At 72.4% G+C, this 18,876-nt stretch carries 20 protein-coding genes; all 20 read right to left on the bottom strand.

Annotated features, from left to right (window positions below; translation table 11 throughout):
- Positions 1 to 12 precede the first annotated feature (12 nt).
- On the bottom strand, positions 13 to 186 hold the full coding sequence (locus ACFXAM_RS21690) for a hypothetical protein (protein ID WP_380293606.1): 174 nt from the start codon (positions 184 to 186) through the stop codon (positions 13 to 15).
- A gap of 400 nt (positions 187 to 586) precedes the next feature.
- Positions 587 to 2,347, bottom strand: coding sequence for a type IV secretory system conjugative DNA transfer family protein (locus ACFXAM_RS21685; protein WP_380293645.1), 1,761 nt, complete (start codon positions 2,345 to 2,347; stop codon positions 587 to 589).
- A 248-nt stretch (positions 2,348 to 2,595) separates the two neighbouring features.
- On the bottom strand, positions 2,596 to 3,309 hold the full coding sequence (locus tag ACFXAM_RS21680; RefSeq protein WP_380293651.1) for a hypothetical protein: 714 nt from the start codon (positions 3,307 to 3,309) through the stop codon (positions 2,596 to 2,598).
- Between the two features lie 20 nt (positions 3,310 to 3,329).
- Positions 3,330 to 4,193: a DUF317 domain-containing protein gene (locus ACFXAM_RS21675; protein ID WP_380293604.1), complete on the bottom strand. Its 864-nt coding sequence runs from the start codon at positions 4,191 to 4,193 to the stop codon at positions 3,330 to 3,332.
- A gap of 12 nt (positions 4,194 to 4,205) precedes the next feature.
- The gene (locus ACFXAM_RS21670) at positions 4,206 to 4,673 is read right to left on the bottom strand and encodes a hypothetical protein (RefSeq protein ID WP_380293602.1); all 468 of its coding nucleotides are present in this window, start codon (positions 4,671 to 4,673) and stop codon (positions 4,206 to 4,208) included.
- 3 nt (positions 4,674 to 4,676) lie between these two features.
- Positions 4,677 to 5,273: a hypothetical protein gene (locus ACFXAM_RS21665; protein ID WP_380293600.1), complete on the bottom strand. Its 597-nt coding sequence runs from the start codon at positions 5,271 to 5,273 to the stop codon at positions 4,677 to 4,679.
- Between the two features lies 1 nt (position 5,274).
- Entirely contained in the window at positions 5,275 to 5,571 is a 297-nt protein-coding gene (locus ACFXAM_RS21660) for a hypothetical protein (protein WP_380293598.1), read from the bottom strand.
- Between the two features lie 327 nt (positions 5,572 to 5,898).
- A complete protein-coding gene (locus ACFXAM_RS21655; RefSeq protein WP_380293596.1) occupies positions 5,899 to 6,150 on the bottom strand; it encodes a hypothetical protein in 252 nt (83 codons plus the stop codon).
- A 41-nt stretch (positions 6,151 to 6,191) separates the two neighbouring features.
- Positions 6,192 to 6,863: a hypothetical protein gene (locus tag ACFXAM_RS21650; protein WP_380293594.1), complete on the bottom strand. Its 672-nt coding sequence runs from the start codon at positions 6,861 to 6,863 to the stop codon at positions 6,192 to 6,194.
- Positions 6,864 to 7,045: 182 nt separating this feature from the next.
- Positions 7,046 to 7,303 carry a hypothetical protein gene (locus tag ACFXAM_RS21645; protein WP_380293592.1) on the bottom strand — a complete coding sequence of 86 codons (258 nt, stop codon included), beginning with the start codon at positions 7,301 to 7,303 and terminating at the stop codon, positions 7,046 to 7,048.
- A 253-nt stretch (positions 7,304 to 7,556) separates the two neighbouring features.
- Entirely contained in the window at positions 7,557 to 9,029 is a 1,473-nt protein-coding gene (locus tag ACFXAM_RS21640; RefSeq protein ID WP_380293590.1) for a hypothetical protein, read from the bottom strand.
- Between the two features lie 625 nt (positions 9,030 to 9,654).
- On the bottom strand, positions 9,655 to 10,059 hold the full coding sequence (locus tag ACFXAM_RS21635) for a hypothetical protein (RefSeq protein WP_380293588.1): 405 nt from the start codon (positions 10,057 to 10,059) through the stop codon (positions 9,655 to 9,657).
- A 54-nt stretch (positions 10,060 to 10,113) separates the two neighbouring features.
- On the bottom strand, positions 10,114 to 10,698 hold the full coding sequence (locus ACFXAM_RS21630; RefSeq protein WP_380293586.1) for a hypothetical protein: 585 nt from the start codon (positions 10,696 to 10,698) through the stop codon (positions 10,114 to 10,116).
- A gap of 300 nt (positions 10,699 to 10,998) precedes the next feature.
- Positions 10,999 to 12,507 (bottom strand): ATP-binding protein, encoded by a 1,509-nt coding sequence (locus tag ACFXAM_RS21625; RefSeq protein ID WP_380293643.1) that lies wholly within the window; start codon positions 12,505 to 12,507, stop codon positions 10,999 to 11,001.
- Positions 12,508 to 12,522: 15 nt separating this feature from the next.
- The gene (locus ACFXAM_RS21620; protein ID WP_380293584.1) at positions 12,523 to 12,969 is read right to left on the bottom strand and encodes a DUF6238 family protein; all 447 of its coding nucleotides are present in this window, start codon (positions 12,967 to 12,969) and stop codon (positions 12,523 to 12,525) included.
- A gap of 14 nt (positions 12,970 to 12,983) precedes the next feature.
- On the bottom strand, positions 12,984 to 14,438 hold the full coding sequence (locus tag ACFXAM_RS21615) for an SCO6880 family protein (protein WP_380293641.1): 1,455 nt from the start codon (positions 14,436 to 14,438) through the stop codon (positions 12,984 to 12,986).
- A gap of 71 nt (positions 14,439 to 14,509) precedes the next feature.
- Complete coding sequence (locus ACFXAM_RS21610; RefSeq protein ID WP_380293582.1) at positions 14,510 to 15,970, bottom strand: conjugal transfer protein TrbL family protein; 1,461 nt, start codon at positions 15,968 to 15,970, stop codon at positions 14,510 to 14,512.
- Positions 15,971 to 16,024: 54 nt separating this feature from the next.
- Complete coding sequence (locus tag ACFXAM_RS21605; RefSeq protein ID WP_380293580.1) at positions 16,025 to 16,729, bottom strand: hypothetical protein; 705 nt, start codon at positions 16,727 to 16,729, stop codon at positions 16,025 to 16,027.
- Entirely contained in the window at positions 16,729 to 17,052 is a 324-nt protein-coding gene (locus tag ACFXAM_RS21600) for a DUF6112 family protein (RefSeq protein ID WP_380293578.1), read from the bottom strand. Before ACFXAM_RS21600 ends, ACFXAM_RS21605 begins: the two co-directional genes overlap by 1 nt.
- A gap of 98 nt (positions 17,053 to 17,150) precedes the next feature.
- Positions 17,151 to 18,326 carry a C40 family peptidase gene (locus tag ACFXAM_RS21595; RefSeq protein ID WP_380293639.1) on the bottom strand — a complete coding sequence of 392 codons (1,176 nt, stop codon included), beginning with the start codon at positions 18,324 to 18,326 and terminating at the stop codon, positions 17,151 to 17,153.
- Between the last annotated feature and the right edge of the window lie 550 nt (positions 18,327 to 18,876).

Genomic DNA, 18,876 nt, shown 5'->3' with positions numbered 1-18,876 from the left:
GGTTAACCGGAGTCACTCGGGCATCGCCTCCTCTCGCAGGCGGTCCGGGGCCAGCAGGGCGCGCAGCTGGTCCAGGTCAGCGACGAGCGCCTCGTCGCGAATCCGAACCCGGCCGGTGCCCACCGACAGATGCCAGCTCCCGCCGGCCCGGGTGACCGGCAGAAAGCCGAGGGCGGTGTCACTCATGTCAACTCCGTTGCACAGAAGGCGGGATGATGAACCTCAGCGGGGAGTGGCCCGCAGTGCGAGGCGGCGCATAGTAGCCAGGACGATCGGTACGGTCCGACCGCGGATTTCCGCCGGCCGGGGCGAGTAGCGGCGTGGTCAGCGCCGCCGCGAACCGCCGCTGGGCGGCACGGCGCGAGGGCCGATGCTCGGCGCCCGTACGCCGCTGAGCGCCTGGCTGATGCGAGCCTCGCGGGCGGCCCAGCGTGACAGCAGCCTCTGGTACTCGCGCCAGGTTCCGGAGAGGACTGCGACGTCGGGAGGAGGGACGGGAGAGGGCGGGTGTCCTCGGGTGATGGCAACTCCTAGGTGAGAGAGAAGAGTTCAGGCAGAGGGTCCTGGCCGGTCCCGCTGGTGGGCGTCATGCGGTGGGGTTAGCCTTGGCCATGGCCCGCTCGGTGATCAGGTTGGTCTGCCGGGAGGAGGCCGCGCCGACCTCGGCGGCACCGGGCTCCTTGTACCAGGGGCGCAGATTCAACAGTGCGGGGCGCAGGCCGGTCGCAAAAAGAAGCGCGGTTCCCTTTTTCAGGGCCCGGATCTGATCCGGTGGAAGAATGCGCTCCTGGCGCATACTGACAGAGGTGGACCGGCCAGATTCAGATGTGGAATGCGAAACGGTCTCCACGTCGTGGTCGCCGACCAGGCGGGACAATTTGTCGGCGAAATCGGCGTCGTCGATTCCACTGCCGACCAGTTTGATGGTGGCGGCGCTCCACATCGCGTCCATGCCCGCCTCGCCCCAAACTTTCTGGCCCTGGCGATAGCTCTGGAGAATGGTGATCGGAATGACGCCGCGCGACCCCAGGTGGGAATAGAGGTCGGGCAGGTCCCCGATTTTGCAGACATTTGCGGCCTCATCCAGAATGGCCAGCAGCGGCGGGTCCAAGCGACCTCCCGCGCGCTCGGCCTCGATGACGGCCGTGCGCATTACGGAATCGGCCGCAGCCGCGATCAGCGCGCTCGCAGAGCCGCCGCCGTCCTTGGAGAGAAGGAACAGCGAATCCTTGCGGATGACGAATTCCTGTGGCTTGAATTCCGGCAAGTCGGGATTCGGTGTGACCCACTTCGAGATCTGCGGGTCCAGAAGGCAAGCCGCATACTGGCGGGCGGTTTCATAAATGCCGTCACGGGTTTCAACCGCGCCGGACACCGTGCCCTGGAGCTGGTCTGCGATGGCGATCATGTTGTGGTCGCGGAGAATATCGACCGGGGTGCGGTCGGATGGCACCGCAAGCCACTTGAGGACGTCCGTGATCGGTCGGCGGTCGCAGCCTGCCGCCAGAAACAATGCGCAGAGTGTGTTCTGTGCGGCGGTGCTCCAGAAATCTCCCTGCGAGGATTCGTCGACGGCCGCGGCGACGAAATGCCCGGCCAATCGACGGGCGCCCGGCAGGTCCTTCGCGTCGGCGAGGATATCCCACCACATCGCCTGCGGTGTGTGGGCGATCTGCTGAGGATCCATTGTCCAGACCCGCCCGACCTCGGATCGGGCCTCGAGGCAGGCCGTGTAGGCGTCCCGGGCGGCCTTGTTCGATGTGAGCAGCACGGGGCCGGGGGCGCGCAGGATCGCGGGGACGGCGATGGAGGTGGTCTTGCCGGAACGCGGCGCCATGATCGCGACGCCGACATCCTCCCAATTCGACCGGACCTCAGGGCCGTTGGGTGCGAGGTCGCCGAGCAGGATGCCGGTGTCGTCCGGGCTGATCTCGCGCGGCTTGGCCTTGGAGAGACTGGGGCGCAGGTCGCGCGCCTTGGCGGTGATCTCCGCCGGCAGCAGCGGGGCGAGGTCGCTGCGGCCTGCGAGGCCGGTGGGCTTGCTGCGCTTGGACCACAGCAGCAGGCCGGTGGCGGCGAGGGCGAGGGAGATCAGCGCCGGGGCGATCCGGGTGCTGATCAGCAGGAGGAGCGGGCCGAGCTGGGGGAAGAGCTGGTCGGGGTGCAGGGCGGCGTCGGCCGGCCGGTACGGGGCCCACGGGGCGGAGGTGGTCGCGGCGGTGGCGGCGTTGCCGCCGAGCCAGGCGAGGGAGCCGAAGACGGCAACCGCGATGCCGGCGGCGAGGATCGCGTAGAGGAGCGCATCCGAACCTGGGCTTGTGGAAGGGGATTTGGGGGAGGCGGGCAGAAGTGCGGTCCTTGCAGGGGTGGTGGCCTGCCGGGCCGAGGTGCGCAGCGGCAGGAGCCCGGAGCGGGCGGGGAGCGTTCGGCGATCACCGCGGGACGGAAGCCCGAGACGTGGGTGATCTGCCCGGTAGGCCGGCGGGCGGTCAGCCGGCGGGGGTACGGGGTGCTCGGCGGCGGGTAGTGGGGGCCGTAGCCGAGCAGGTAGTGGGGGCGGGAGGGTGGCCGGAGGCGGTGGGCGCGTTTGGGGTGTCAGCGAGTGGGGGTGGTGCCCTGGGAGCGCTGTGCGGTGGGCGAAGTGGAGTGGGGAAACGTTTCTGCTGTCCTGGTCGAGGGGCGCGTTTCGGCGGTGCAGGTGCGGGCGGCCTCGGCGCGGTCGGAGAGAGTGCTGGCAGGAGCGGCGTGAGGGGCTGTTGCCGCGATTAGGTGTGCGGCTTCGGTCAGTGCCGTGCTGGCGCTGCTCAGGGCCTGTGCCAGCTCGTGGGCGGCGGGGGTGGGTCCGGGCAGGCTGGTCGCGCGGTGGGCGGCGGTGTCGAGCAGCGCGGTGATCCGTTCCAGCACGCTGTTGTCGGGGGCCGTCAGCTGTTCGACCATCTCGCGTAGATCGTCGAGGGTCTCGACGGAGTAGGTGTAGGAGGCCGCGGAGACGAAATAGGTCTTGAGGGTGCCCCAGTTCGGGGCGGACGGCGCGCTGTGGGTGAGCTCGAGATCCGACCAGGGCGGGAAGACCTGCGTCGGGTATCCGGCCTCGGTGAGCATCCGCTCGGCCAGCCGGATGCGGGAGTTGGCCCCGCCCAGGGCTTCGTCGTCTTTGACGGTGTAGATCGGGTTGGAGGGGGAGCCGTCTGCGCGGAAGCCTGCGCGCAGGAGGAGGACGCGGCTCGCCTGGTCGGGGGCCTGGGTCCAGGCGCTTGCGGTGGTGCCGTAGCTCTTGGGGAACCTGGCGATGGTGATCGGCTCGGGCATTGGGGTCGCGCCTTTCTGGTTCAGCGCCGCGGGTGTCCTTGGTACGGGTGGCGGGGGTTGAGCGTGGCCAGTTCGGCCTCAAGGACACGGAACTGGTTCGAGTTCCTCGACGACGGCACGGTGCGGATGGTGGCTGCGGCCCGGGTGGCGCTGCTGATCTGGTCACGGGCGCGCACGACGGGCGCGGGGTCGGCAACGGCGGACGTGAGCATGTTCAGGTACCGCACCGGGGTGGCTGCGGACAGGATGGCCGTCCACTGGTCGTCCCACGACGGCCCGAAGGCGACGTCGATCTGCCAGGGCCCGACGCCTTCGCCGAAGAGGTGGTCCGGCTTGGGAGTGTGGACGAGCGTTGCCTTGCCGTCCGGCGAGGTGAAGCGGATTCCGTCGACGACCGTAGAGACGGCGCCCTCGGCGCCGGGCCAGGCCGCGGTGACGGTACCGGTGTCCGGGTCCTTGATGCGAAGCGCGGTCAGGTCGGCCGGCGCCCAGCCGGCCTTGAGGAGGGGGCGCCAGGAGGTGCTCGGGTGGCCGGGCCAGTCGGCGACGATCTCCTCGGGTGCCACGTACCGGTCGGCGGCCAGGGCCTGGACGAGCGCGCCGACGATCTCGGCGGGCGTCTCCTTGGTGAAGGTGGCCTGCCACCTCGGCTGGTTGTCGCCGGGCCTGTCGCGGACGCTGATCTTCCACAGGTGGAAGACGGCGTGCTGGGCGAGGACCTCGATCCGGCCGCACGGACTGGTGGCTGCGACCCTGTTGCCGGCCGGGTTGTTCTCGTAGGGCCAGCCGTGGACCTGGACGACGGGCTGGAGCACGCGGGCGATCTCCCCGGCGCCCGCCAGGTAGCGGGGGTGGACGAGGAACTCGTCCGGGGTGCTGGGCATGGATCTCCGGGGTCAGCGGTGGGGCGGTTCGACGATGCGGGGGTGCGGCGGGGCGGCGGAGGTCGGGGCGTAGTGGACCAAGGCGCCGGTGCCGGCCGCCCGCAGCGCCGGGGACTGCGTGGTGGCGGCCCGGCTGCGCGTGGTCTCGTCCGCGGCCTCGGCGATGGCGTCGGAGGTCGCGGCGGTGCGGAAGGCGGCGGCGGAGATCGCCGTGGCCTCCATGAGCAGCGGCTCCCACAGCGGCGGGCGCTCGCCGTACTCCTGGGCGACCTGGCGGCCGATCTCGGTGATGGTGCCCGCGAGTTGGTGGGCGGTCCCGGGCATCAGCGTCAGCCCCTGGAGGACCTCGGCGGCCTCGTGGGCGGTCAGGAAGGGGGCGAGGTCGGTGATCTCGGCCAGGGCCCGGCTGGCGCGGGCGATGGCATCGTTGGCAACGTCGAGGGTCCTGGTGGTGCGGGTCTCGGGTATCGGGCGGTCCATTTTCTACGGGCGCCGGCCGTGGCGGGCGGTGGCGGTGGTGACTGGCTGGTGGGCGGTGAGAAGCCCGGGGTGGTGGCCGGTGCTGCCGGCCAGCGCCGCGCGCGAGCGTCCGTGGAGGCCGGTGCTGCGGGTCTGGGCGAGGTGGCACACCGCAAGGGCCAGGGAGCGGTCGCGGCCGGTGTCCGCGATCGTGCCGTCGGGCCGGGCGAGCGGGGCGACGAGCCGGACCTCATGGTCCCCGACGCGCAGGAGCGCCCACCGGCACGAGGCCGGGTCCTCCTCGGAGGCGATCCCGGTGGCGGCCAGGATGCGCCGAGCGGTCTCGCGGAACTGGTTGTCCGCGGGGGCGGCGGCGTCGGGATCGGAGCGCAGGGTGCACTGCCACACCAGCCGGTTGCGCAGAGCCGAGGCCGGGTGGGCCGTGGCCGGCAGGTGCGCGGCCAGGTCCCCCGCGAACGCCTCCTGCTCGGGGGCGGGCAGGTCCTCGACCGGGCGCCAGGCGTCGATCAGGCGGGGGCGGGCCTGGTGGAGGCCGGCGGCTGCGGAGACGGCGGCGAGAAGGTCGGCGGTGGAGGCGTATCGGGAGATCGTCGGGTGCACGTCACCGTCCGCGAACGGGAGTTGCCGGTGCAGCAGCAGCGGGCGGAGTGGACGGGCGGCCTGCAGCGGAGGCCACGTCGGCAGCGGAGGGGCGTACCAGCGCGGCCTGGCGCCGGGCTTCGGGCACCGGCAGCGGGCCTTCGTAGTCCCAGGGCCACAGGCCGCCGATGGCGTACAGGCCGTCGTCGTCGGGCTCGACGGTCTCCGTGCCGCCGACGCCGTCGTGGCCGGGCGTCCACTCGAAGGTCAGGGAGCCGTGCTCCCATCGGGCGGTGAGGTCGCAGCCGTGGGCGACCACATCGGTGGCGAGATCACGGACGATCTGCTCGGCGGTCTGGCGGGTGAACGCCGGGCTGCAGTAGGGCCACAGGTCTTGGCCGGGCCTGCTGGGTGCGGCGAGTCCGGGGTAGGGGCCGTGGTCGGAGCCCTCGACGGTGAAGAGGTAGAGGTGTTCCGGGGAACTGGTGGTGGGCAGGACGTTCTCCGGGCGGTGGGGGTTACAGGGAACGGCGCGACGCCGGAGGCCGGGAAACCGGCGTGGACTCGGTGCTGGTGGCCGTACCGGCCGGCTGCCCGGCCGGCGGGCGGGAAGTCGCGGCCATGGCCCGCGGGTTGGCAGCGGCGCTCATGCGGTGCGGTCGTCCGGGTCGTCGAGGGCGAGCTGGGTCTCCTCCATCGCGTGCCGCAGATCCCACAGCCGGTCGAGAGCCTGCTGGCCCAGCTTGCGTGCCGAACTGCAGTGGCAGGGGGCCACCGCGATCGACCCCAGCAGGCTGCTGAGCGCTCCGAAGACACTGCCGGCGTCCGTACCGCCCAGCTCGTACAGGAGACGCCTGGCCTCCTTCTCGGAGAAGGTCTTCTCAAACTGCTCCGTCACCTTCCGAAGGTGTCCGGCGGCGAGGACGAGGTCGGCGTTTGTCAAATGGCCCTCCGGGTGGGCGTGTTGGGCGGCGCGGGTGCTGCCGGTGGTGGGGTGGTCGGGCGGGTTTGAGCTGAGATCGGCCCGAGAGTCGAAGTGGAGCGGGCAGCGCTCGCTCGATCGCAGGCGGGCTGGTGCTCGCTCGTCAGGGTGGTGAAGTAGGCCGGGACGTCCGCGAGGGTTTCGGCGAGCTGGTGGAGGTCTGCTGAGGCTTCGTCCAGCCAGTCGTGCAGTTCGAGGCCGCTGTCGGGGGCGTTGTCACGGACCCACTCGGCGCCCGCTTCGGCGAATTCCTGCACGCGCGCGAGCACACCGGTGTCCGCGGTGAACACCGCGGCGATGAGCGGACCCGCTTCCTGGACGGACTCGGTGCCCTTCAACCGGTCGATCAGGGCCAGCACACCTGCCGCCGGATCCGTCCTCGCCACCGACTCGGTGGCGAGGACGGGGAGCTCCGGCATGTCGCCGGCCGCGCGCAGGGGGTCCAGCTCAGCAGGATTGTCGCCGCCGATGGCGCGAAGGCGGATGTCGACTGCCTGCAGCCGGGCGCCCAGCAGGTCGCTGTCCCACTTGGCCTGGTACAGCTGTTGGGCCAGGCCAGAGGCGGAGGGATGCTGCTGGAAGTCGGCTTCCTCGGCGACCAGCCCGATGGTGCGGGTCAACTGTTTCACGACCGGGACGAGCTCGGCGAGGACGTCTCGGCCGCCTTCGCCGGGGTCGTCGAGCAGGGGCTGGCCGAGCTTGCGCAGCGCCCAAGCCGCCGCCTGGGCGAGCTCTTCCTGGCTGAGGTCGAAGCGGTTGAGAACGTCGACGAAGCTCGGGGGCTGGGGGCGTCGAGCAGACAGGTCGGTGGTCAGTTCGGGTTCTCATTGACACGGTCGGCGCTGGTGGCGGCGGCGGCCAGCTCGGGCAGATCGGCCGGCACGCTCTCACGCTGATCGATCCACCAGGACGCCTTGTCCAGCGTGCGCAGCTGCTGCTCGACGGCCAGCCAGTCCTCCTCGCCGACCACGCCCTCGACCACCAGGGCCTCGTACGCGGCGGTCACCAGCTGGTGCCGGCAGCGCTCGCCCCACGCGATGGCGCGCTCGGGGCCCTCCAGCGGGGGCATCGCGAAGCGGGCGGCCCACTCGGCGGCGGCCTGCTGCTCCTCGGCGCGGCGCGCCGCGATCCACGCCTCGCGCTCGGCCGTGTCCTCCTTGCGTTCGGCCAGCCAGCAGTCGCGGCAGGAGCGGGTGGCCAGCCAGCGGGCGTAGCCGGCGCGCTTGTCGGCGGGACGGGCGGACAGGTCGTGATCGAACTTGTGTCCGCAGTCATGCTCGACGGTCCAGTTCTTCTTGACGGCCAGGGTAATTCTCCTTCAATCAGCGGGAGTTGGTGTGTCCGGCGGCCCACGCGATCCGCGGGTCGACGGCCTGGGCGGACGTGGCAGTGGCGGCGGCGCCGGTCGCGTGCACCGCGGCGGCGGAGCGCAGTCGGCCGCTGGTGGCCAGTGCTGCGCGGGCGGGGGGGCTGGACGCTCCGCTCGTACGGGCAGCGGGTGCGGCGGGAGCGGCGGCGACGGCGGCGAGGTCCTTGCCGGCGCCGGCGAGAACGGTGGTGGCCTCGCCGATCACCGCCTCGACGCGGGCCAGGTCGACGCTGCCGGGGTCGGTGCGCACCTGCTCCTCGATGGCCCGCAGACGGGAGGCGATCTCGGCGGACATCGCTACGCGGTCGTGCAGCACGGCGTCGGCGCGCTGCTCGTCGCGGCTCGGCCCGGCCGGCGGGTGGACGACGGTGCCGAACGGGTCCTTTGGCGTCGGCGGTGCGACGGGTCCGAGGTCGGGGGCCTTGAACAGGCGGGTGGCGAACGGGTCCTCGGCCGGGTCGGCGCGCGGCGGAGCGGATGGCGACGGCGGGGTGCGGTCCATCGCCTCGATCAGCCGGGTGGCGAACGGGTCGGTGCTCTCGTACGGCCCGCCCAGCGGTTCGAAGGCCAGATCGGAGGCGACCCGCAGGCCCTGGCCGCGCAGCGTGGAGACAGCGGTGGCGGCCCGCTGGACGCCTTCATACTCGGGCTCGTCCAGCACGTAGAGGCTGGGGTGCTCGCGGGTGCGCACGAAGCCGGCCTCGGCAAGCGCGAAGGCGGCCTGCTGGTTGCCGTGCGGGTTGGTGGCGACGATGCCCAGCCGCGGGTGGCGGCCGATGTGCACATCGTGCTGGCGCGGGGCACCGGCCTGGACGACGGCACCGGGGCCGGCGGCGCGGGTGGCCGGGCTGTCCGGGACGGGCCGGGTCGCCTCGTTGTAGTCGAAGGCCGCATCTGCGCTGACCTTGACCCCGCCACGGCGCAGCGCGGCGACGGTCTGCCGTGCGTGCAGGAAGACGTTCTGCTCGGTCGCCGGGTCGAGGGCGTGCCGCCCGTCGCCGAGCTGGCGGAACCCGGCGCGGGCGAGCAGCGTGTGGGCGGTCGGCGAGGCATCGGGGCCGACGTCGGCGACGACGCCGTACTGCGGGTCACGGGTGATGGAGACGTGCTCGGGGGTGATGCGCTGCTCCTCGGGGCAGGGGTGGACGCGGTCAGCGGCGGGTGGCCGGTGCCGGCGGAGGTGGGACCGGCACCGCGGGGCGGGCCTGATCGGAAGTGGTGGAGGCGCCGCGCGCCGCCGAGGGCGAGACGGCGACGCTGGCTGTCTCGACGGGGTCAGCGGGAAGGCGCCCGGCCGGGAGCTGGCCCGGGCGGAAGGGGCGGTGTGGAGGGGGCGGCCGACATCCGCAGGCGGTGCGACGGACGTGCGGCCTCGGCCCGGGCGGACACCGGCCAGGCAGTGTCCCGCAGCATCGTCACCCGGCACTCGCGCCGGGCCTCGGCAGCAGCGAAGGAGGCGAAGTGGTCGGTGATGTCGAGCTCACCGCGGCCGGGTTCGTAGCGCAGCCACACGTACGAGTGCACGTCGGCCTCGGCCGGGGTGGCGGCCAGCCACCACTGCACGTCCTCGAAGGCGCACATGGCCTCCACGGCCAGGGCACCGGAGAGCACCTCCTCGGCGACGGCCCGGGCTGGCGGGTTGAGGAGGCCGGCGGTCAGCGCGTCGGCCATGAGCGCGCGGCCCTTGGCGGCCGTGCGGTCGGCGTCCGGGAACGGGCCGCCGTCCTGGAGCCACCGGTAGTGCGCGACCAGGTCGGAGTTGCGCTGCTCGGGGTGGTGCCAGTTGGCGACCGGAATCCGAGCCTTGACCAGCTGGTCGACCGCGCGGGCGGCATTGCGGATCTGCTCGTCCGAGTCGACGCTCGGGGGCTGGTGCCAGCCGTTCAACTCGTCGGCCCAGTAGCAGAATTCCGCTTCGTCGAGGACGGCGCGAGCCTTCTGCGGCGCCCGGCTGCTCAGCACGGCGAACTCACCGCGGTCGAAGGTCCAGCCGAACGCGACTGAGCCGGTGGCGCCGGCCTCCATGGGGACGGACATCGCAGGGCTCCGGGTCAGCGGCGGCGGGCCGCGCCCTGCACGACCACGACGGGAACCGGAGCGGCTGCGGGCGCTGCGGCGCCCTGGCCGGCCTGCCGCTTCGCTTCTTCCTCGCGCTCCTGAAGGAGCTGCACGAGGTCGGCCTCCAGCGCGTCGCGCTCCTCGGCCGCCACCTCCAGGCGTTCCAGCTGCGCGTCCAGCTCGTCGAGGACGTTGTCGTCGACCCGGCGCTTGGCGGCGGCGATGTTGATCAGCCGGACCCGCTGGAAGGACAGCGCGGTCTCGGCCGCGACCAGTGCGCGGTGCGCCTCGATCGCGCGGCAGGTGGCCGCGTCGGCCCGCGCCTCGTTGGCGACGAGGGAGGTGAGGCTCTGGCCGAGGGCAGCCTCCAGGCGGGCGTCCTGGCGGGTGAGCGTCATGGGCGGCATGTGTCTCCAAGGGGTAGGCGAGTTGGGCGAGTTGGCAAGAGTGGGTCAGAACGGGGGCGGGATGCGGCCGTGTTGATGCATCTGTGCGACATGGCGCGGAGCCCAGGGAGGGATCGGACCGGGGGCGCGGCCGAGCAGCGCTGGGGACGATTGCCGGGCGGCGGCCCGCCGGAGGCCGGGCTCGGGCGGGTCGGCCGCGTACCCCAGGGAGACCCACGCCTCGCGGGCGGCCTCCAGGTCGGGGTGGCGGGCTCGCCCGTAGTGCCTGCTGCCCGGCTCCGTGTAGAACACCGCCGCCTCCCCGGCGCCCGGGTAGTCGACGAGCATCTCGAGCGCGCCTTCGGGAGCCCGGTGGTGGGCGTGGAGCACGAGGTGGCCGTTGTCGAGGTCGTCGCTGACCAGGTGCACCCAGGCGGTGCGGTCGCCCAGGGTCCGCGGCTCCGCCGTATCCGAGCGCCACTGGGGCGGCACTGCTTCGACGCGGCGGCGCTGGTCGTCCGCGCTGTACACCCGGGTGAAGCCGTAGCCGGCGGCGGTGACCAGCCGCTCGGCCTCCAGGATCTGCCGCCGCGCGGTCGAGGCGTCGGTGTCCCGGCGGATGCGGTGCAGCTGCAGGGCGTCGTCGCGCACCAGGCCGGCCTGTTCGAGCCAGTACGCGCTGCGCCGGTCGGGCGGGTCGGCGACGACGGTGCCGCGGTCGGGCAGGTGGGCGACGGTGACGTGGGCGATGAACGGCTCCTGAATGGTCGACTTGAGTGGGCACGGCGCGCGGCGAGCGGCCGTCCGTCACCAGCCGGCGGAAGAAGTCCTCGGCGTGGTTCCGGAGTTGCGGCCACGAAGAGGCCGGATTGTGCGACGATGGAGTCGCGGTCGACCCCGCCCGGGCCGGAGGCGTCGCCCTGGTGCGTGTCCGCGCTCACGTGGTGGCGCTCATGCCGCCGTCCGGCTCTCGTGCATCCGCGCGTCGGTGTCGAAGAGGCTCAACTCGGCTCGGTGGAGCAGATGTTGAACGATGAAGCTCCGGCCGGCTACCCGCCACAGTCCTCGGCCCTTGCCCAGCTGGGCGATGGCGGCGGTCTCGACACCGCTCAGGCCCAGCAGGCCGGCGGTGGCGGCCAGCTGGTCAGCTTCCTGGCGGTAGATCACGCGGGTCGCGCAGTCGGTCAGCAGGCCCTCGGCCAGGGCGCGGGTGCGCGAGCCAGCGTCGCCGGCGCTGAGCAGGTCGCTGAGCCGGTGGATGATCAACATGTTGGCGATGCCCAGCCCGCGGGAGAGCTTCCACTGCGCCTGCATGCGTTGGAGCAGGGCCTCGTGCCGCATGACGCGCCACGCCTCGTCGTAGATCACCCACCTGCGGCCACCCTGCGGATCGCTGAGTGCGGCCTCCATCCATGCCGACGCACACGTCATCGCCAGCACCAGCGCCGTGTCGTCGCCAGTGGATCCGAGCCTGGACAGGTCGATCGTCAGCATCGGACTGCGCGGGTTGAAGACCGCGGTCGACGGGGCGTCGAACATCCCGGCGAGATCACCGTTGATCAGTCGGCGCAGCGCGTGGGCGAGGTCCAGGGCGGCGGCGCCGACCCGGCGGGTGGGGTCGCCGAGCGCGGCGTCCAGGACGGCCGGCTGCCCGAGGACGGCGGCGACGTCGCCGAGCAGCGGAACCTGGCCGGTCTGGTCGGTGCGGGTGACGACCGCGTCCAGGGCGACATCGAGAGCGGTGTACTCCATCGGGTGTAGATCCCGGTGCAGCACGGTGCGCGCCAGCGAGCCGAGAAGCAGAAGCCGGCGCTTGCGGACCTCGCCTGCCCAGTCGGCCGGGTCCACTCCCGCCGGCGGGGGCGGGGCGTCCAACGGGTTGAGCTTGCCGGGCAGTCCCGGTCCCAGCGCGATGGTGGTCCCGCCGATCGCCTGCGAGACGGACGTCCACTCACCCTTAGGATCGCACGGCACATACACGCGGTAGCCAAATGCCGTGCTCCTCAAAGCAATTGACTTTGCGAGTGCCGACTTTCCCTGGCCGATGACGCCGGCGATCAAGCAGTTCGGGTTGGTGAAGTTCTCGACTTTCCCGTACAAGGCGAAGGGGTCGAAGACGAAAGACGCCTCCGCGTGGACATCGCGGCCGATGAGGACGCCGGAGGAGCCGAGGCCGCCTTCGGCGAGGAAGGGGTACGCCGCGCTGGCGGTGGCGGTAGTCATCCGGTGTGCCGGAAGCCGCAGCTTGCCGCCGCGCAGGGAAGCCGGGCCGGGGCGGCCGGAGGCTGGGTAGGCGGGGAGGAGTTCGGCGTTCTCCTCGCGCCGGTCCTTCGGGCGGTGGGGCTGGCCGGCGTCGCGGGCGGTGCGGCGGGCGGAGGCGAGGTCGCGCTTGGCCTGGCGGCGCGCGGCGCGGTCTGAGCGGGCCGGGGTGAACAGGGGGGTGGCACTGGCGGAGCGCAGGAACGTTTCTCCAGATCAGGTGCGGGAGGAGGCGGTGGGGGTACCGCGCAGCTCGGAGGGGGTGGCGATGCGGCGCACGCGCCCGGCGGTGGTGGTGTGGCGCTGGCAGATCGCCATGTCCGGTGCGCCTTCCGGCAACCGCAGCGCGCACGCCTCGCGGGTGGGGCGGCGGCCGTCGGCGCGCGGGGCGCGGTGGTAGGCGCCGTGGAGCGCTTCGCAGGTCTGCCAGACGCGGATGCGGGCGGCGTGGAGGTGGTCGGCCTCGGCCGGGGCGTGGGGCCTGGCGGTGCCGGTGTGGGTGTCGAGCAGCGCGAACAGCGCGACGCAGTGGGCGTGTAGGGCGTCCAACTCGGCACGGGAGACGGGCTCCTGCTCGGGCAGCGCGGTGTGGTGGTGGACGTCGAGGCCGGCGGTCGCGAACCGCAGCAGACGATGGTGGTCGCCGGTGGGCGGGTGGTGCACGGCGGGGCCTCCCGTCAGGTGCGCGCGAGCGGCAGAGCGGCCTGGGCGAAGGCTTCGGCCTGCTGCCAGCGCAGGAGCCGCGTGTCCAGGCCGGTTCCGGCGGAGGCGGTCTCGATGGAGGCGCAGGCACGGCGCAGTTCCTCGGGGGTGTCGGCCGAGACGACCACCATGCCGGTCAGGTCGACGTCGGCGTGGCCGCTGATCAGCTCGCGCTCGTGCTGCTTGGCGTCCGCGTACTCCATGCTGTCGGCCTCGGAGTCGACCTGGCCCTTGCGGACGCGCTCGGCGGCGTCGGCGATGATGCTGGCCTTGGTGCGCTGCACCGCCTTGAGCGCGGCGTCGAGGGACTGCGGGCCGTAGGTGAGGGACAGGGTGCGGCGGGCGCCGCCGGCGAACACCAACGGGTGCAGGAAGCCGTGGGCGACTTCGCTGCGCGGCCACTGCTCGATCCAGAACACCGCGTGGCAGGCGGTGTCGGTGGTCAGGCGGGTGGGCTCCTCGACGACGACGACGGGTCCGGCGGCGGCCGGGTTGGCGGTGGGCTGACCGGTCTCGGACCACTGCTCGAGGTGGGCGAGGGCCTTCGGGTCGTAGGCGCTGCGGATCACGGCGGCGGTCTCCCCAGTGGTCAGCCAACCACCGGGGTTCAGACCGGCGTTCCGCAGAGACTGCTCGAACCCAGGAACGAGCTGGGCGAGCACTGCGAAGGCGCCGGTCAGGCCGCCGCCGGCCTCACCGATGAGGCGGCGGGCCGCCTTGAGGTCGAGGCTCACCGCGATGTAGCTCTCGTGCGGCGCCGCGGTCGGTCCCGCGGCGGCGAGCAGCTCCTCGTAGACGGGGCCCGCGACCGTCGCGTCGGGGCGGCCGTTCTCGGCCCAGTAGCGCTGCAGGGCGTCCCCGCTGTCGGGCACGGTGCGCTCGATGACCTGCACGGTGGTGATGTAGCCGGTGCGGGCGAGCGAGGCCAGGCACCGGCCCCAAGCGCTCACGTTGGAGCTCTGGGTGGGCGGGTCGAGCAGGGCGAACGCCCTGCTGGTGACGCGGATGACGGAGGTGAGGGTGTTCTTCTGCGGGTCGTGGACCGCGCCGAGCGTGCCGTCCGGCGCGGTGACGGCGCGCAGGCTCGCCTCGGTGCCGGGCAGATGGAGGAGGCCGTCACGGCGGGGCCGGGTGGCGGGACGGGCGAGCCAGACGAGCTGGCCCTTGGCGCGGCGCAGGTAGTAGCGGATGGCGATAGGGGACCAATCGGCGATGGAGCGGCTGTGGACGCGGACGAGGACGAGGGCGGCGGCCAGGGCCCAGAGAGGGGTGGCCAGGGCGGCGCCGCCCAGTCCGGTGGCGACCATGGTCACCAGGAGCAGGGCGCCGGCCGTGCCGACGACGGCGAGCTGGGCGACACTGAGCCCGAGCAGCACGCCGCGGCGGGATCGGCTGGGGAACCGGACGGTCGGGAGTTCGAAGGCCGACAGGGGCGACTCTTTCGGTGAGGGCGGGGACCGGCCGGGGCCCCGGAAGAGGGGCAGGCCCCGGCCGGCGGATGTCAGGTGGTGGGCGGAGCGGAGGAAGCGACCGGGGCGCTCGGCGCGGAGGCGGGCCCGGTGGCGGAGGCGGGCGGGGCGCCGGCCGTCGGTGCCCCGCTGCCGGGGGCGGTGCGCGCAGCACCCATGACGATCTGCGGAGCGCCGGCCCCGCCAGCTGCGGAGGCAGCGGTAACTGCACTGCCGCTCTTCGCGGTTGATCCCTCGGAGGGTGTGGCGCCGCCCTGCTGGCCGGTGGCCGGGGCGCGGGAGATCAGAGGCTGCCCCTGGTCGCCACCGCTGCGGGCGCCGCGCCGGGTGATCAGGGCCTGGTCGATCGCGTCGCCGCCGCTGCCGCTGCCGGAGGACGTGCCGGGGAAGCGGAAGGTGCTCTGCGGCGAGCCACCACCACCGGCACCGGAGTCGGACGTACCACCCCCGGCCGGGCTGTCCTGGCCAGGAACCTGCGCCGGGCCCTGCGGGGCTGCGCCGCCCATCGCCGCGCCGCCCCCGCCGCCTGCGCCCATCGCCGCGCCGCCCGCGCCGCCGGTGGAGGCGGTGGCGGCCATCTGGGCGCCCTTCTTCGCGGTGGCCGCGCCGGCCTGCAGACCGGCTGCGGTCGAACGGTGCAGATCGTGGCTCTGCCCGCCGTCACCGGCCCAGTGCACGAACTTGTAGATCGCCATCGGGCTGAGCAAGACGAGGCACATGATGACCAGGCCGGCGATGATGTCGCTCAGCGCCTGCACGCCGTCCTTGGTGTTGCTCTCGCCGAGCGCGGAGACACCGACCAGCATGATCACCGTCATGATCAGCTTGCTGAAGACGACGGTCGCGGTGGCCTCGACCCACCGGCGCCGCCAGTCTCGTGTCGGCTCCCAGGCGCCGCCGGCCGCCGCGAACGGCGCGAGCACAACGAGCACGAGGACCGTGACCTTGCGCAGGACCATCGCTCCCCAGTAGAGGATCGCTCCGGCTGCGCAGCCGAGCGCGACCAGCGCGGGGATGGCCCAGCCGAGCGGTGACGTGATGCTGATCATCGACACCCTGACGATCCGCCGTACGGCGTCGTCCATGTTGGTGTTGGCGATCTGGAACAGCCCGCGTGAGAGGGCGTCCACGATGGCGATGGCGACGCCGGTGAAGGTGATCGCGCACATCGCGAAGATCGTGGCGCTCACGGTGCCGGTGACGGCCTGGCCGAGGGCTTGGCCGTCCCTGCGCCAGGCAGCCCTGATCAGCTGGAAGATGAAGGTCATCACCAGCATGGTCAGCGCGATCGGCAAGATGGTGGCGTAGTTGGTGCGGAACCAGTCGGCCGACAGGTCGATGCTGGTGGTCTTGTCGACGGCGCGGGAGGCGAGGTCGACGGAGCTCTTGGCGAGGTCGCCGCAACTCTTCGCGATCCACTTGCCGATGGAGTCGGTGATCGAGTCGCTGACGCCGCCGACGATGACGTCGCAGAGCAGGCCGGAGCCGGGCAAGTCGCAGAAACCGATGGGGCGTTCAGCTCCTCAGATTGGGACCGGTGGGAAAGGTCAGGGGTAGACGGTGGGGGCGATGGAGGCCAGCGCGCAGTCGCGGCCGGGCCGGCACTGCACGGCCAGGGTGATGGAGCGGTCCTCGGCGCCCCGGCCGCCGTCGCGCCAGGTGACGGTCTGCTTGCCGGTGACGGTGACCGCGTAGATGTAGGCGACGGTCAGCTGTGAGGGGTCCTTGCCGATGGCCTGTTGCCACGCGGAGGGCAGGTGCGCTTCGGCGACCTCGCCGACGGCGAACTGGCCGTTGTCGTGCATCCGGTCCCACAGGGTCGGGTCCGGGACCTGCGCGGCGAGCGCGTCCGGGTCGGCGTACTGGCTCTCACCGGTCAGCCAAGCGCGCAGGCCGGCGAGCTGCTGCGGCTGGGTCGCGGCGCGGGTGTCGTAGCTCCATAGCACCGCGGCGAACGCCCGCGAGAACGCGATCGGGTCGCTGGTGTGCGGCGGCGCGGCGACGACGAGGGCGGCGCCAGCAGTCGGGCCGGGCGAGGGGCCGACGCCCGTGTGCGGCGAGGACGGGGCCGGATGCGGCGAAACGGGCGCGGCAGACGGGGAGTTGGCGGCGCTCGGGGTGCGGTGGCCGCCGCCCGCCAGCCGGACGGTGAGCCCGACCAGCAGGGCGACGACCACGAGCACGCCCAGGCCGATCAGCAGCCGGCGCAGCAGCGCGGACTGCCCGGTGAACGGCGAGGACGACTTGAGCATCAGTGGACGTTCGTCCCAACCGCCGAGAAGAACGACACAATCCCGTTCGCGGCGCCCAGCAGAAGGGCCGCGCCGGCCGCTACGAGCGCGCCCTGCTTGCCCTTCTGTTCGCTGCCGTGCGATCCCGTGTGGTGGCCCCAGGCCCAGACGATGCCGCTGACGCACAGGGCACCGACCACCGCGATGATGGAGAAGAGATTGATGCTGCCGACGGTGGACTTGAGGACGTCCAGGCCGGGGAGGCCGCCCTGGCTGGGCGTGATGCCGGGGTCGAAGGCCAGCTGCTGGGCCTTGACGGCGGAATCGGCGAGGTAGGTGAGCAATCACACTCCACGGTTAGAGGGGTGGAAAGGTGCGCGGCCGGGCCGCGCGGGGAGGGGGTAGAATGCGCGAAGTGCGCTGAGGTGGACGGCAGTTGCCGTCAGGTGGCGACGCGGCGGGCGGCGATGATGTCCGCCTTCCAGGAGTCGAGCGTGGAGATCTTGACCACGTCGTTCGTCTTCGGCGCGTGCACCACGAGGCCCTGGCCGATGTACATGCCCACGTGTTCGGGGCCCTGCGGGCCGGGCCGGGTGAACAGCAGGTCGCCGGGGCGCAGGGCGTCCACCGCGACGGCGGTGCCCTCGTTGACCTGGGTGTAGGTCGTGCGCGTCAGGGTGACGCCGCCGGCCTTGTACGCCTGCTGGGTCAAACTGGAGCAGTCGCAGCGGCCCATGGGGTCCGGCCCGTGCGGCGCGGTGCACTCGCCGCCCCACTGGTACGGCGTCCCCAGCTGGCCGAGCGCGAACTTGATCGCGCTCTGGACGGCGGGCGGCACATCGGTGGGGATCTGGTAGCCGGCGGGCAGGACGCCTGGGGGGATGGTGCCCCAGTCTGTCCCCGTACCCGCACCGGTTCCGCACCCGCCCGAAGTGAGCGAAGGCGTGGGCGACGGCGCGGGGGGTGCGGTCGGGGACGGGGAGCCGCCCGTGCCCGAACCTCCAGGCAGCGTCTGGGAGATGGCCTGCTGAAGGGCGCTCGCCAGGCTCTCCCATTTCGCGTACGCGTCGGGAAAGCCCGACTTCTGGACCTTCTGCGCGGCCACGGTGAGCGGCAGCTGTTCCCAGCCGGAGACGTCGAGCAGAGCCTTGTAGAAGGCGGTGGAGGCGTACACCGGATCCTGGATCTGTTCGGCCGTTCCCCAACCCTGCGACGGGCGCTGCTGGAAGAGGCCGAGCGAATCGCGGTCGCCGGAGCTCAGATTGCGAAGTCCGGACTCCTGCAAGGCGGTTGCCAGCGCGATGGTCTGGCCGCGCGCGGAGACCTTCATCGCGGCGCCGGTCGCCACGATCGTCTTCGCGTTGGGGATCTGGACGTTCGGGGCCTCCAGGCCGGCGACCGGGCTGGCCGGTCCCGCGACCCCGCTCAGGATCTGCTTGACCTGGGTGGCGACGGCGGCGGTGTCCACAGCCTGTGGACCGGGGTTGGACGTGCACGTGCCGGGGGTGTCGGCGGCCTTGGTGGCTTCGTTGTTCGAGGCCACCGCCAGCGCGGGGAAGGCGATGGCGAACGGGGTGAGCAGGAGGCCGGCCGTGCCGAGGCCGACCACCTTCTTCATGCTCATCGCGTCTCCAGAGCGCCACCTCCCGCCGGAGCGGCGGCGGAGGCGTCCGGAGGCCGGGGGCTGGGATTCGGCGTCCGTACGGTGAGGGAGCGGATGATGAGGTCTCCTGTCGGATCATGCGACCGAGCGCGGGGTGAGGGGCCCGCCCTCCTGTGGAGGGGCGGCCCGGCGGGAGCGGCAGCGAGCCGCGCTCGTAATCTCGAAAAGGGCATGACTGTCCCCTGGGGCGGATAGGTGGAATTCGCTCGATGCCGCCGAAGCTACCGAATCAAAGGCTCGCGACCTAAAAAGAGGCGAACGCTCTGATCGGGGATATCCCGGCGACTGACCGGCAGGACGCTAGCGCCTTTGCGGCTCGCGACCTAAAAAGCACGATGGTCGCCAGAGCGAACAGAGGGAATGTCCCGTCCGGATGCCCCACGGTAGGTCCTCAAGGGCTCGCGACCTAATGTCGGCGGTCGCTGAACCTGGACCCCTTTCGGGTCGGTCAATCCTGACCCCTTTTGACTTGTTTGCGGCTGTCTAGGCCGCCGCTGAGGGGGTG

This window comes from Kitasatospora sp. NPDC059462 (genome assembly GCF_042749955.1).
Taxonomy (GTDB): domain Bacteria; phylum Actinomycetota; class Actinomycetes; order Streptomycetales; family Streptomycetaceae; genus Kitasatospora.
Note: the sequence above shows the minus strand (reverse complement) of the source record. Positions and strands in the feature narration are given on the sequence as shown.

Excerpts from the sequence above, each read along its gene's own strand:
- ACFXAM_RS21690 (WP_380293606.1), bottom strand. The coding sequence starts at position 186 with ATGAGTGACACCGCCCTCGGCTTTCTGCCGGTCACCCGGGCCGGCGGG.
- ACFXAM_RS21680 (WP_380293651.1), bottom strand. The coding sequence starts at position 3,309 with ATGCCCGAGCCGATCACCATCGCCAGGTTCCCCAAGAGCTACGGCACC.
- ACFXAM_RS21675 (WP_380293604.1), bottom strand. The coding sequence starts at position 4,193 with ATGCCCAGCACCCCGGACGAGTTCCTCGTCCACCCCCGCTACCTGGCG.
- ACFXAM_RS21670 (WP_380293602.1), bottom strand. The coding sequence starts at position 4,673 with ATGGACCGCCCGATACCCGAGACCCGCACCACCAGGACCCTCGACGTT.
- ACFXAM_RS21645 (WP_380293592.1), bottom strand. The coding sequence starts at position 7,303 with ATGCCCCCGCTGGAGGGCCCCGAGCGCGCCATCGCGTGGGGCGAGCGC.
- ACFXAM_RS21635 (WP_380293588.1), bottom strand. The coding sequence starts at position 10,059 with ATGACGCTCACCCGCCAGGACGCCCGCCTGGAGGCTGCCCTCGGCCAG.
- ACFXAM_RS21605 (WP_380293580.1), bottom strand. The coding sequence starts at position 16,729 with ATGCTCAAGTCGTCCTCGCCGTTCACCGGGCAGTCCGCGCTGCTGCGC.
- ACFXAM_RS21595 (WP_380293639.1), bottom strand. The coding sequence starts at position 18,326 with ATGAAGAAGGTGGTCGGCCTCGGCACGGCCGGCCTCCTGCTCACCCCG.